Raw genomic sequence first — 12,475 nt, 5'->3', positions numbered from 1 at the left:
TGAAGCGCTGGATCAGCGCACGCCGCACACCAGCATGCCCGGGTCGTTGGGCGCCAGCTCGCGCTCGTTCTTGGCCTGGCTCACGTCCACGTCGCGCGGCAGCGCGACGCCGTTCTTCACCGCGAGGATCTCGGCCATCACGCTGACCGCGATCTCGGGCGGCGTCTTGCTGCCGATGTAGATGCCGATGGGGCCACGCAGGCGCGCCAGGCTGTCCTCGGTCTGCTCGAAGTGCTCGATCATGCGCTGGTGGCGCGCCTCGTTGTTGCGGCGCGAGCCGATGGCGCCGACGTAGAAGGCCTCGGTCTTCAGCGCCTCGAGCAGCGCCAGATCGTCGAGCTTGGGGTCGTGCGTGAGCGCGACGACGCAGCTGCGCCGGTCGGGCCGGAAGGCCAGCACCACGTCGTCGGGCATGTCGGCCACCACGGTGGCGCCGGCCACGCTCCATGCGCCGCGGTATTCCTCGCGCGGGTCGCAGACCGTGACCGCGAAGCCCGAGAACAGCGCCATCGTGGCCAGGTATTCGGTGAGCTGGCCCGCGCCGATCAGCAGCATACGGTATTCGGGGCCGAAGGTGTTGACCAACTCGGCGTCGGTCAGCGCCAGCGCCTCGGGCGCGGCGGCCTCGGCCAGCTGCACCGCGCCGTCGGCGATGCGCACGCGGCGCTGCATCAGCCGGCCGGCCTCGAGCGAGCGCACCAGCTCGGCCAGGCTGGCCGCGTCGGGGTCGTATTCGAGCAGCAGCTCCAGCGTGCCGCCGCAGGGCAGGCCGAAGCGGTGCGCCTCGTCGGCGGTGATGCCGTACTTGACGAAGCCGGGCGCGCCCGAGGGCATGGCGTGGTCGCCATCGGCCGGGTTCGGCGCGGCCTGCGCATAGGCCTGGGTGAAGCGGTAGATCAGGTCGTCCTCGATGCAGCCGCCCGACACCGAGCCCACCACCGCGCCGTCTTCGCACAGCGCCATGATCGAGCCGATCGGCCGGGGCGACGAGCCCCAGGTGCGCACCACCGTGGCCAGCAATGCCCGCCGCCCGGCCTGCCGCCAGTCGCGCAGCTGGCGCAACACCATCACATCGAGGTTTTCCACGGCTTCACGTCTCCTTCTTGCCCAGGCCGATCTTCTTCATCAGGCCCGACATCATGCCAGCCTTGGCCTCGGCCTGCTCGCCGTCGCCCGGCTCACCCTCTTCGGGCTGCGGGCCATGGCGGCGCTGCATCTCCTGGTCGAAGCGCTTGAAGAAATCCTCGGCCAGCGACTTGGCCGCGCCGTCGATCAGGCGCTGGCCGAGCTGCGCCACCTTGCCGCCCACCTGGGCGCTGACGGTGTAGGCCAGCTCGCAGCCGGCGTCATTGGGCGTGAGCATGACCTGGGCGCGGCCTTTGCCGAAGCCGGCCGCGCCGCCCTGGCCGTCGAAGGCGATGGTATAGCTGCGGGGCGCCACGATGTCCGACAGCGTGATCCGGCCCGAGAATTTGGCCGACACCGGGCCGATCTTGAGCGCCATGCCCACGGCGTACTCGTGCTCGCCGCTGGCCTCGACCTTGTCGCAGCCGGGGATGCAGAGCTTGAGCACCTCGGGGTCATTGAGCGCATCCCAGGCCTGCTGTTGCGTGACGGCCAGCTGGCGGCTTGCTTGCATGTCCATGGTGGTGGTCCTTGTGGATAAGTGTCAGCGGGAGGCCAGCAGCCGCTGCAGGCTGCCGGCCAGGTCTTCGAGGCTGCCGAGGTTGTGCACGGCCAGCATGGCGTCGGCCTGGGCGTGCAGCGCGGCCGCGCCGCGCGCCAGCGGCGCGTAGCCTTCGTAGCGCAGCAGCGGGTTGAGCCACAGCAGCTGGCGGCTGCGCCGGCGCAGCCAGGCGAGTTCGGCCGCGAGCTGCGCGGGCTCGCCGGTGTCGAGGCCGTCGCTGATGAGCAGCACCAGCGTGCGCCGGCCGACGAGGCGGCGCGCATGCTGCTCGCGCAGCGTGGCCAGCGAGGCGCCGAGCCGGGTGCCGCCGCCGAAGTCGTCGATCCGCGCGCTGGTGGCGAGCAGCATCTCGTCCACGCCGTGCAGGCGGAAGGCGGGGGTCAGGTCGGTCAGGCCGGTGCCGAAGGCGAACACGTCGCGCCGCACGCGCTGGCCCTCCACGCTGTGCGTGGCGGCGTGCAGAAAGGCCAGCAGCAGCCGCGCGTAGCGCTCCATCGAGCCCGACACATCGACCAGCACCAACAGCGGCAGCGGCTGGCGCCGGCGGCTGAGGCGCGGCAGGCACAGCAGCTCGCCGCCGGTGCGCGCGGCCTGGCGCATCACGCCCGGCCAATGCAGGCGCGCGCCGCTGCCGCCGGGGCGGGTGCGGCGGCCGGGCAGCTGCGGCACGGGCAGCGCCAGCTCGCAGGCCTGGCGCTCGACCAGGCGGTATTCGCTGGCGCTCAACTGGTTGAAGTCGGCGTGCTTGAGGCGGCGCAGCTCGCTGGCGGTCATCGCGGCGTCGAACTGCAGCTCATCTTCGACCACTGCCTGCCGCCGGCGCGGCGGCGCCAGCGCCTCACTCACGCGCGGGCGGCGCTGCTCGGGTTCGGCGCCGGGCGCCTTGGGCAGCATCTGCGCCAGCAGCTTGTTGGCCAGCTCGGGGTTGCGGAACCAGGCGTCGAACAGCTCGCGGAACACGGCGCGATCGGGCTCGCGGCTGACGAGCACGGCCTCCAGCGCGGCACTGAGGTCATCGCGGTCGGCCACGCCCACGGCCAGCGCCGCATCCACGGCCAGCGCGAGGCGGCTGGCGTCGGTGCGCACGCCAGCGCGGCGCAGCGCGCGGCCGAAGCCGACGATATTGCCCATCAGCTTGCCGGTGCGCGCGTCGCCGAGCTGCATGGGATCACACGGGTTCAGGGGCGAACAGCTGCGCGGCCAGATCGCGGGTGAGCGCGGCCACGTCCTCGCGCTGCTTGAACAGCACGCCGGCGGTGCTTTCGACCAGCTCGGGGTCGAGCGCCAGCGTGTCCAGCGCCACCAGGGCCTTGGCCCATTCCACACTCTCGGCGATGCCGGGCGCGCGCTGGAAGGCGCTGGCGAAAGGCTGGCGCCGCAGCCGGCCGACGAAACCGGCCACCTGGGCCGACAGCGCGGCGCTGGCCTCGGGCACCTGGGCGCGCACGATGGCCAGCTCGCGTTCGCGCTCGGGGTAGTCGAGCCAGTGGTACAGGCAGCGGCGCTTAACGGCGTCGTGCAGCTCGCGCGTGCGGTTGCTGGTGAGGATGGTGACCGGCGCGGCGGCGGCGCGCACGGTGCCGATCTCGGGAATGCTGACCTGGTACTCGCCCAGGTATTCGAGCAGGAAGGCCTCGAAGGGTTCGTCGGCGCGGTCCACCTCGTCGATCAGCAGCACCGCACCCGGCGCCGGTGCCTGCAGCGCCTGCAGCAGCGGGCGGCGGATCAGGTAGCGCTCCTGGTAGACCTCGCGCTCTACGGCATCGGTGCTGGCATGCGTGGATTCAGACGCGCGCATGTGCAGCACCTGCGCGGCGTAGTTCCACTCGTACAGCGCCTCGCGCAGCTCCAGCCCGTCGTAGCACTGCAGGCGCAGCAGCGCGCGCTGCAGGGCCTGGGCCAGGGCCTTGGCCAGCTCGGTCTTGCCCACGCCGGGCTCGCCTTCGAGCAGCAGCGGGCGCTGCAGCTTCAATGCCAGGAAGACCGCGGTGGCCAGGCGCCGGTCGGCGTAGTAGCCCACGCCCTCCAGGGCCTGGGCCGTGGCGGCTATCGAATCAAAAGGTGCATTCATCAAAACCATAGCTTCTTGCGCTTGACTGGCAATGGTTCTCAATGGTTTTGATATTGAAAACCTTACCCATCAAGCGCCAGCAGCTCCTATTTTTGCAGCATCTGCGCCACGGCCCGCTGCGCCTGCACGCTGATCAGGTTGGCGCGGTAGGCGGCCGAGGCGTGGATGTCGCTGCTCAATTCGCTGTCATCGACAGGCACAGCCGCAGCCGCCTCTGGGGTGAAGTTCTGCGCCAGCGCGGCCTCCAGCCCCGCATGGCGGAACACGCCGCTGCCGCCGCCGGTGACCGCTACACGCACATTCGGCACGCCCTGCGCCGTCTGCGCCACGAAGACGCCGATCAGCGCAAAGCGCGAAGCCGGCTGCTTGAACTTGAGGTAGGCCGCGCGCCGCGGGATCGGAAAGCGGATCGCGGTGATCAGCTCGCCTTCTTCCAGCGCGGTGGCGAACATGCCCTGGAAGAAGTCGTCGGCCGCGATCTCGCGCTGCGTGGTGACCACGGTGGCACCCAGGCCCAGCACCGCGCTGGGGTAGCAGGCGGACGGGTCGTTGTTGGCCACCGAGCCGCCCAGCGTGCCCATGGCGCGCACCTGCTTGTCGCCGATGTGCGCGGCCAGGTCGGCCAGCGCGGGGATGGCGGCCTGCACCTCGGGGCTGGCGGCCACGTCGGCATGGCGCGCCATGGCGCCGATGACCAGCGCATCGCCGTCGCGGCGGATGCCGGCCAGCTCCTTGATGCCGCTGAGGTCGGCCAACGCCTCGGGGCTGGACAGGCGCAGCTTCATCGAGGCCAGCAGGGTCTGGCCGCCGGCCAGCGGCTTGGCATCGCCGGCGGCGAGCTTGGCGGCATCGGCCAGCGAGGCCGGGCGTTCGAAGGTGAATGCATACATGGCGATCTCCTCAGCGTGCGGCCTGGATGGCGGCCCAGACGCGGCCGGGCGATGCGGGCATGTCGAACTCCTTCACGCCCAGCGGGTGCAGCGCGTCGAGCACGGCGTTGATGACGGCCGGCGGCGAGCCGATGGCGCCGGCCTCGCCGCAGCCCTTGGTGCCCAGTGGGTTGTGCGTGCACGGCGTGCAGACGTGGCCGAGCTGGAAGGTCGGGAAGTCGTCGGCGCGCGGCATGGCGTAGTCCATGAAGCTGCCGGTGAGCAGCTGGCCCGTCTCGCGGTCGTAGACGCAGTTCTCCAGCAGCGCCTGGCCTATGCCCTGCACCAGGCCGCCATGCACCTGGCCCTCGACGATCATCGGGTTGATGATGGTGCCGAAGTCGTCCACCGCACTGAAGCGGTCCACCCGCACCTGGCCGGTGGCGGGGTCGACCTCGACCTCGCAGATGTAAGTGCCAGCCGGGTAGGTGAAGTTGGTCGGGTCGTAGAACGCGGTCTCGTTCAGGCCGGGCTCCAGCTTGTCCAGCGGGTAGTTGTGCGGCACGTAGGCGGTGAGCGCGATCTGCGCGAAGGGCAGCTTCTTGTCGGTGCCTTTCACGGTGAACTCGCCGCCCGCGAAGTCGATGTCGGCGTCGCTGGCCTCCAGCAGGTGGGCCGCGATCTTCTTGGCCTTGGCCTCGATCTTGTCCAGCGCCTTCATGATGGCCGCGCCGCCCACGCTGATCGAGCGCGAGCCGTAGGTGCCCATGCCGAAGGGCACGCGGCCGGTGTCGCCGTGCACCACGTCCACGTTCTCGACCGGTATGCCCAGCCGCGCCGCCACCACCTGGGCGAAGGTGGTCTCGTGCCCCTGGCCGTGGCTGTGCGAGCCGGTGAACACCGTCACGCTGCCGGTGGGGTGCACGCGCACCTCGCCGGCCTCGAACAGGCCGGCGCGCGCGCCTAAAGCGCCCGCCACGTTGCTGGGCGCGAGGCCGCAGGCCTCGATGTAGCTGCTGTAGCCGATGCCGCGCCTCAGGCCCTTGGCCTCGCTGGCCTGGCGCCGGGCGGCGAAGCCGGCCACGTCGGCCAGCTGCTCGGCCTGGTCCATGCAGGCGTGGTAGTCGCCCACGTCGTACTGCAGCGCCACCGGCGTCTGGTACGGGAACTGGGTGATGAAATTGCGCCGCCGGATCTCGGCCTGCGACAGGCCCAGCTCCCAGGCGCAGCGGCTCACCAGGCGTTCGAGCAGGTAGGTGGCCTCGGGCCGGCCCGCGCCGCGGTAGGCATCGACCGGCGCGGTGTTGGTGAACCAGGCATCGACCTCAACATGGACCTGCGGGCAGGTGTACTGGCCGGCCAGCAGCGTGGCGTAGAGGATGGTGGGGATCGCCGTCGAGAAGGTGGACAGGTAGGCGCCCAGGTTGGCGTCGGTGTGCACCCGCATCGCGAGGAACTTGCCGTCCTGGTCCATCGCCATCTCGGCGTGGCTGACGTGGTCGCGGCCGTGCGCGTCGCTCAGGAAGGCCTCGCTGCGGTCGGCCGTCCACTTGATGTTGCGGTTGAGCTGCTTGCTGGCCCAGGTGAGGGCCACGTCCTCGGCGTAGAGGTAGATCTTGGAGCCGAATCCTCCCCCCACGTCGGGCGCGATCACGCGCACCTTGTGCTCGGGCAGGCCGAGCACGAAGGCCGTCATCAGCAAGCGCTCCACATGCGGGTTCTGGTTGGCCACGTAGAGCGTGTACTCATCAGTGGCGCGGTTGTAGCTGCCGATGGCCGCGCGCGGCTCCATGGCGTTGGGGATGAGCCGGTTGTTGACCAGGTCGAGCTTCGTGACATGCGCGGCATTGGCGAACGCGGCATCGACGGCCGCCTTGTCGCCGATGGCCCAGTTGTAGCAGTGGTTGTCGGGTGCGATGTCGTGGAGCGCCGGGCCGTTTTTCGCGTCGCTCACCGCCACCGCGGCATCGAGCATCTCGTAGTCCACCTCGACCGCCTCGGCCGCGTCGCGCGCCTGCTGCAGCGTCTCGGCCACGACCATGGCCACGTGGTCGCCCACGTAGCGCACCTTGCCCTGGGCGAGGATGGGGTGCGGCGGCTCCTTCATGGGCTCGCCGTTGGTGGAGGTGATGAGCCAGCCGCAGGGCAGGCCGCCCATCTTGCCTTCCACGTCCTGGCCGGTGAAGACCCGGATGACGCCGGGCATCTCCGAGGCGAGCCGGGTCGATATGCCCTTGATGGCCGCATGCGCATGCGGCGAGCGCACGAACACCGCGTGCGCCTGGTGGGGCAGCACGATGTCGTCGGTGTACTGGCCCGCGCCGGTGAGGAAACGGTAGTCCTCCTTGCGCAGCACGGCCTCGCCGATGTACGGCAGCTTGGAAAAATCGGTGGCACCCATGGTGATTTCTCCTTTATTTGCCGGCCATCGCGGCCTGGCCCTGCTGCACGGCCTTCACGATGTTCTGGTAGCCCGTGCAGCGGCACAGGTTGCCCTCGAGCAGCTCGCGGATCTGGGCCTCGCTGGCCTGCGGGTGCTGGCGGCACAGGTCCACCGCGCTCATCACCATGCCCGGCGTGCAGAAGCCGCACTGCAGGCCGTGGCACTCCTTGAAGGCCGCCTGCATCGGGTGCAGCGTGCCGTCGGGCTGCGCCAGGCCCTCGATGGTGGTGATCTCGGCGCCCTCATGCTGCACGGCCAGCGTGTTGCAGGCCTTGATGGCGCGGCCGTTCACCACCACGGTGCAGGCGCCGCACTGGGCCGTGTCGCAGCCCACATGGGTGCCGGTGAGCTGCAGGTGCTCGCGCAGCGCGTGGACCAGCAGCGTGTTGGGAGGAACGTCGACGGTCTGCGCCTGGCCGTTGACGGTGAATCGCACTTGCATCGTGGGTCTCCTTTCGGGCGGCCTCTGGCGGGCCAGGAACCTGTTCATTGTTGAAGTGGGTGCGCCCAACCACGCCAGGGGAAACCCTAGGGCGATTGCGTCATACGCCTGAAATTCTCAAAATGGAACACTTCGCCCCATGCGACCCCACCACCCCGCCCCGATGAACCTCGCCACCGACGCATTGGCCCGGCAGCGCCTGCTGCAGATCGAGCGCGCGCGCCATGCGGTGATGGACGAAGGCGGCTCGCTGACCGACGCGCTGGTCGGGGCCTGGTATGCGCAGGCCCAGGCCGACCATGCCTGGATCACGCGCTCGTGGCAGCGCTGCCTGGCCCAGGGCCAGCGGCCCGGGCAGCGCGTGGCCTTCGATGTGGTGCCGGCCGCGGCCATGCGCCGCGCCGGGGAGGCCAACCACGCGCTGGTGCAGGCCGCGCGGCCGGTGATCGAGCACCTGTGCCGGGCCATCGCCAGCACGCGGTATTTCGCCATCCTCACCGACGCACAGGGCACGGTCATCGACGTGGGCGGGCCGGTGGACCGGTCGGACCCGCGCGCCGAGGCCATCGCCCGCGTGGGCGTCGACCTGTCGGAGCGCAGCATAGGCACCTCGGCCATCGCTGCGGCGCTGGCCGAGCGCCAGCCGGTATGGCTGCACCGCGGCGAACACTTCTTCGACGACACCTCGGCCTACAGCTGCGCCGGCGCGCCGCTGTTCGGCCCCGACGGGCACTGCGTGGGCATGCTGGACCTGACCGGCATCGAGACCGTGGAGCGGCCCGAGCTCAGGCACCTGGTGGCGCAGTCGGCCAGCAGCATCGAGAACGCGCTGCTGCTGGCCCGGCCGCACCGGCTGTTGCTGCAGCTGAACTGGCCGGGGCGCCTCGGGCCGCTCGGCGGCGCCAGCGCCGACGGCCTGGTCTGCCTCGACGCCGACGGCCTGGTGGCCGGCGCCAACCAGGCCGCGCGCCAGATGATCCCAGCGCTGGCGCCGGGCCAGGCGGCCACCGGTGTGCCGCTGCACTGCGACGAGCTGTTCGCCGCGCCGCACCAGATGCTGTTCGACGCGGCACGCCAGCATGGCGCCGAGGCACCGCCGCTCGATCTGCCGCTGTGGTCCGGCCTGCGCCTGCACGCCCGGCCGGTGCCGGCCGGCGCCGCGCCGGCACGCGCTGCCGGCAGCCGGGCAACCTTGGGCCACGCTCCGCTCAAGGACGTGGAGATCGCGCTGATCCGCCAGGCCGTGGCGGACGCGCGCGGCAACGTGATGGAGGCGGCGCGCACGCTGGGCATCAGCCGCGCCACCGTCTACCGCAAGCTGGGCCGCAAACCCTAACGCTGCTGGAACAGCTCCTGCACCAGCGCCCGCAGCCACAGGTTGGCCGGCTCCTGGGCGAAGCGCCAGCTCCAGTGCAGCGAGACATCGAAGCCCTTGCCGGGCAGGTCGGCCTCCACGGCCGCATAGCTGCCCTGGGCCACGAACGAAGCCGCTATCTCGGCCGGCATGACGACCGCCAGATCGGTCTGGCGCACGATGGACGGCACGGCCATGAAGTGCGCGGCCGACAGGCGCACGCGCTCCTGCAGGTCCAGCGCCTGCAGGATGCGCAGCGTCTCCGAATGCGAGCGCACGGCCACGAACTCCAGCCGGCGCAGCCGCGCCAAGCTCAGCCGCTGGGCCGCCAGCCCCTGCAGCAAGGGGTGGTCGCGCCGCAGCAGCACCTGGTAGTGGTCCGACAGCAGCACCGTCTGCTGGGTGCGCGTGACGCCCGGCAAAAAGCCGATGGCCATGTCCAGCGAGCCGCGGTCCAGCGCGTCCGCGATGTCGTGCATGGGCACGGGCAGGGTCTCGAGCTGCACGCGCGGCGCCCGCTCGCGCAGCGCCTGCATCAGCGGCGGCAGGAATCGCGCCTCGCCGATGTCGCTCAGGTGAAGGCGAAAGCGCTTTTCGCCCGCCTGCGGGTCGAAGTCGTGGGCCTCGGCCAGCGCCACCTCCAGCATGGCCAGCGCCGTCCGCACCGACTGCGCCAGCCGCTCGGCGCGCGGCGTGGGTCGCACGCCGCCGTGCATGCGCTCGAACAGCGGGTTGCCCAGCAACTGGCGCAGCCGCGTGATCGCCTGGCTGGCCGCCGGCTGCGACAGGCCCAGCTCATCGGCCGCGCGGCTGACGCTGCCGTGGCGGAACACGGCATCGAAGACGCGCAGCAGGTTAAGGTCCAGGCCCGATATATCCATGAGGTGAATATCTCTTAGATGGTTTATTCAATTGCTGGAAATTATGGCGCAACGCAAGATGCGCTCCATTGCATCCAGGAGACCGTCTTGCCCGCCCCCGCCAGCCCCCCACCGACCCATACCGTGCGCCACGCCGTCATCAACATGCTGCGCGAGCTGGGCATGACGCGCATCTTCGGCAATCCCGGCTCTACCGAGCTGCCGCTGTTCCGCGACTACCCCGAGGATTTCTCGTACGAGCTCGGCCTGCAGGAGGCCGTGGTCGTGGGCATGGCCGACGGCTACGCCCAGGCCACGCGCAACGCCAGCTTCGTGAACCTGCACTCGGCCGCTGGCGTGGGCCACGCCATGGCCAATATCTTCACGGCCTTCAAGAACCGCACGCCCCTGGTCATCACCGCCGGCCAGCAGGCGCGCTCGCTGCTGCAGCTCGATCCCTTCCTGCATTCCCGCGACGCCACCGACCTGCCCAAGCCCTATGTGAAGTGGAGCTGCGAGCCCGCGCGCGCCGAGGACGTGCCCCAGGCCCTGGCACGCGCCTACTACATCGCCATGCAGGAGCCGCGCGGCCCGGTCTTCGTCTCCATTCCCGCCGATGACTGGGACCATCCCTGCGAGCCCGTGGCGCTGCGCCACGTGGGCTTCGAGACCCGGCCCGATCCGCGCACCCTGGCCCTGGCCGGCGAGGCGCTGGATGCCGCCCGGCGCCCCGCCTTCGTGGTGGGCGCGGCCGTGGACCGCGGCCAGGCCTGGGATGCCGTGGTGGCGCTGGCCGAGCGCCACCAGGCCCGCGTCTTCGTGGCCCCCATGAGCGGGCGCTGCAGCTTCCCCGAGGACCACCCGCTGTTCGCCGGCTTCCTGCCCGCCATGCGCGAGCGCATCGTGCAGCAGCTGGACGGCCACGACCTGGTCTTTGCCGTGGGCGCCGCCGCCTTCACCTACCACGTGGAGGGCGCCGGCCCGTTCATCCCTGCAGGCACGCAGCTGTTCCAGCTCATCGAGGATCCGGCCATCGCCGCCTGGGCGCCCGTGGGCACGGCCGCCGTGGGCAATATCCGCATGGGGTTGGAGGAGCTGCTGCAGCGCCCGCAGGCCGTACAGCGCCCGGCGCCCCAGCGCAGGCCATCGCCGCCGGTGCCGGCCGCACCAGCAGCATCAGGTACCGGCGAGCGCATGTCGGTGGCCTTCGCCATGCACACGCTGGCCGGCGTGCGCGATCCGCACAGCATCATCGTGGAGGAGGCGCCCAGCTCGCGCCCCGTCATCCAGACCTACCTGCCCATCTTCCACAGCGCCACCTTCTTCACCATGTGCAGCGGCGGCCTGGGCCACAGCCTGCCCGCGGCCGTGGGCATTGCCCTGGCCCGGCCGGACGCCAAGGTCATCGCCGTGATCGGCGACGGCTCGGCCATGTATGCGATACAGGCGCTGTGGAGCGCCGCCAACCTGCGCCTGCCCATCACCTTCGTGATCCTCAAGAACCGGCGCTACGCGGCGCTGCAGGACTTCTCCCAGGTCTTCGGCTACCGCGACGGCGAGAAGGTCGAGGGCACGGAGCTGCCCGACCTCGACTTCGTGGCGCTGGCCCGGGGCCAGGGCTGCGACGGCGTGCACGTGGAAAACGCGGCGCAGCTGGCCTCGGTGCTGCGCGACGCCATCGCCCACCCCCGCCCCATCGTGGTCGAAATCGAAGTGGCTTGAGCGCGCCCGCGCCAGCAATATCAGGAGACACCCATGGCATCCATCCTTTTCCTCCGCCGCGGCCTGCTGGCCCTGCTCGGCAGCCTGCTGGCCGCGCCGGCCCTGGCCAGCGACCCGTGGCCGCAGCGCCCCATCCGCCTGGTCGTCAACTTCGCCCCCGGCGGCGCGGCCGACGTGATGGGCCGCGCGATCTCGCCCACCATGGGCCAGGCGCTGGGCCAGCCCGTGGTGGTGGACAACAAGCCCGGCGCCAACGGCAACATCGGCATCGCCGAGACCGTGCGCGCGCCCAAGGACGGCTATACGCTGCTGCTCAGCTCAGGCGGCGGCATCAGCATCAATCCGCTGATCTACGGCAAGCTGCCCTTCAACCCCGAGAAGGACCTGATCCCCGTGGCCGCCGTGGCCCGCGTGCATGTGTTCCTGGAGACCCACCCCAGCCTGCCGGTGAAGAGCGTGCAGGACTTCATCAAGCACCTGCAGGCCAACCCGGGCAAGCTGTCCTATGGCTCGCCGGGCCCGGGCAGCTCACCCCACCTGGCTGGCGAGATGTTCAAGCGCGCGGCCCAGGTCGATGCCATCCACGTGCCCTACAAGGGCGCCGGCCCGGCGCTGACGGATGTGCTCAGCGGCCAGCTGCAGTACTGGTTCGATCCGGGCCCGGGCCTCAAGCAGGTCGAGGCCGGCAAGCTCAGGCTGCTGGCCATCGGCAGCCCGCAGCGCTCGCCGCTGTACCCCCAGGTGCCCACGCTGGCCGAAAGCGGCCTGCCGGGCTTCGATGCCGACACCCTGTTCGGCGTCTATGCGCCGGCCGGCACGCCCGCGCCGGTGGTCGAGGCCGTGCGCGCCAGCGTGATCAAGGCGCTGGAGCAGAAGAACGTGGTCGAGGTGATCCAGGGCCTGGGCGCCACGCCCGAGCCGCGCATGGGCCGGCAGGATTTCGTGGACCACCATGCCCGGGAGCGCGCGCGCTTTGCGCCGCTGATCCAGGCCATCGGCCTGAAAGTGGATTGAAGGAACGAGGAGA

Annotated in this window: 11 protein-coding genes; 3 read left to right on the top strand and 8 right to left on the bottom strand. The window is 70.8% G+C overall.

Annotated elements, in window-relative coordinates:
• Positions 1-12: 12 nt before the first annotated feature.
• The 7 genes from ACYVKR_RS20460 to ACYVKR_RS20430 all read right to left on the bottom strand — a co-directional run bounded on the left by ACYVKR_RS20460 (position 13) and on the right by ACYVKR_RS20430 (position 7,512).
• Complete coding sequence (locus ACYVKR_RS20460) at positions 13-1,086, bottom strand: XdhC family protein (RefSeq protein WP_460482816.1); 1,074 nt, start codon at positions 1,084-1,086, stop codon at positions 13-15.
• Positions 1,087-1,090: 4 nt separating this feature from the next.
• Entirely contained in the window at positions 1,091-1,645 is a 555-nt protein-coding gene (locus ACYVKR_RS20455) for a CoxG family protein (RefSeq protein WP_460482815.1), read from the bottom strand.
• Positions 1,646-1,669: 24 nt separating this feature from the next.
• Complete coding sequence (locus ACYVKR_RS20450; RefSeq protein WP_460482814.1) at positions 1,670-2,851, bottom strand: vWA domain-containing protein; 1,182 nt, start codon at positions 2,849-2,851, stop codon at positions 1,670-1,672.
• 4 nt (positions 2,852-2,855) lie between these two features.
• A complete protein-coding gene (locus ACYVKR_RS20445; RefSeq protein ID WP_460482813.1) occupies positions 2,856-3,758 on the bottom strand; it encodes an AAA family ATPase in 903 nt (300 codons plus the stop codon).
• Positions 3,759-3,844: 86 nt separating this feature from the next.
• Positions 3,845-4,648, bottom strand: a complete 804-nt coding sequence (locus tag ACYVKR_RS20440) for an FAD binding domain-containing protein (RefSeq protein WP_460482812.1) — start codon at positions 4,646-4,648, stop codon at positions 3,845-3,847.
• Positions 4,649-4,658: 10 nt separating this feature from the next.
• Positions 4,659-7,028: a xanthine dehydrogenase family protein molybdopterin-binding subunit gene (locus ACYVKR_RS20435; protein WP_460482811.1), complete on the bottom strand. Its 2,370-nt coding sequence runs from the start codon at positions 7,026-7,028 to the stop codon at positions 4,659-4,661.
• A gap of 13 nt (positions 7,029-7,041) precedes the next feature.
• Positions 7,042-7,512 (bottom strand): (2Fe-2S)-binding protein, encoded by a 471-nt coding sequence (locus ACYVKR_RS20430; RefSeq protein WP_460482810.1) that lies wholly within the window; start codon positions 7,510-7,512, stop codon positions 7,042-7,044.
• 139 nt (positions 7,513-7,651) lie between these two features.
• On the opposite strand from ACYVKR_RS20430, the gene ACYVKR_RS20425 reads away from it, so the two are divergent.
• A complete protein-coding gene (locus tag ACYVKR_RS20425; protein ID WP_460482809.1) occupies positions 7,652-8,848 on the top strand; it encodes a sigma-54-dependent transcriptional regulator family protein in 1,197 nt (398 codons plus the stop codon).
• Here the strand turns inward: ACYVKR_RS20425 and ACYVKR_RS20420 are convergent.
• Positions 8,845-9,747 carry a LysR family transcriptional regulator gene (locus tag ACYVKR_RS20420; protein WP_460482808.1) on the bottom strand — a complete coding sequence of 301 codons (903 nt, stop codon included), beginning with the start codon at positions 9,745-9,747 and terminating at the stop codon, positions 8,845-8,847. The genes ACYVKR_RS20425 and ACYVKR_RS20420 overlap by 4 nt on opposite strands.
• An 87-nt stretch (positions 9,748-9,834) precedes the next feature.
• Between ACYVKR_RS20420 and mdlC the strand changes: the two genes are divergently transcribed.
• Positions 9,835-11,448, top strand: coding sequence for a benzoylformate decarboxylase (gene mdlC, locus ACYVKR_RS20415; RefSeq protein ID WP_460482807.1), 1,614 nt, complete (start codon positions 9,835-9,837; stop codon positions 11,446-11,448).
• A 33-nt stretch (positions 11,449-11,481) separates the two neighbouring features.
• Positions 11,482-12,462, top strand: a complete 981-nt coding sequence (locus ACYVKR_RS20410; RefSeq protein WP_460482806.1) for a Bug family tripartite tricarboxylate transporter substrate binding protein — start codon at positions 11,482-11,484, stop codon at positions 12,460-12,462.
• Positions 12,463-12,475 lie beyond the last annotated feature (13 nt).

It is taken from the genome of Comamonas humi (genome assembly GCF_054782535.1).
The sequence above is the reverse complement of the archived record's forward strand: the minus strand, read 5'-3'. Positions and strand labels throughout refer to the sequence as shown.

What these genes read in the sequence shown, in the direction of transcription:
- ACYVKR_RS20455 (WP_460482815.1), bottom strand. Translation starts at nt 1,645, where the DNA reads ATGGACATGCAAGCAAGCCGCCAGCTGGCCGTCACGCAACAGCAGGCC.
- ACYVKR_RS20435 (WP_460482811.1), bottom strand. Translation starts at nt 7,028, where the DNA reads ATGGGTGCCACCGATTTTTCCAAGCTGCCGTACATCGGCGAGGCCGTG.
- ACYVKR_RS20450 (WP_460482814.1), bottom strand. Translation starts at nt 2,851, where the DNA reads ATGCAGCTCGGCGACGCGCGCACCGGCAAGCTGATGGGCAATATCGTC.
- ACYVKR_RS20425 (WP_460482809.1), top strand. Translation starts at nt 7,652, where the DNA reads ATGCGACCCCACCACCCCGCCCCGATGAACCTCGCCACCGACGCATTG.
- ACYVKR_RS20420 (WP_460482808.1), bottom strand. Translation starts at nt 9,747, where the DNA reads ATGGATATATCGGGCCTGGACCTTAACCTGCTGCGCGTCTTCGATGCC.
- ACYVKR_RS20445 (WP_460482813.1), bottom strand. Translation starts at nt 3,758, where the DNA reads ATGAATGCACCTTTTGATTCGATAGCCGCCACGGCCCAGGCCCTGGAG.
- ACYVKR_RS20440 (WP_460482812.1), bottom strand. Translation starts at nt 4,648, where the DNA reads ATGTATGCATTCACCTTCGAACGCCCGGCCTCGCTGGCCGATGCCGCC.
- ACYVKR_RS20430 (WP_460482810.1), bottom strand. Translation starts at nt 7,512, where the DNA reads ATGCAAGTGCGATTCACCGTCAACGGCCAGGCGCAGACCGTCGACGTT.
- ACYVKR_RS20410 (WP_460482806.1), top strand. Translation starts at nt 11,482, where the DNA reads ATGGCATCCATCCTTTTCCTCCGCCGCGGCCTGCTGGCCCTGCTCGGC.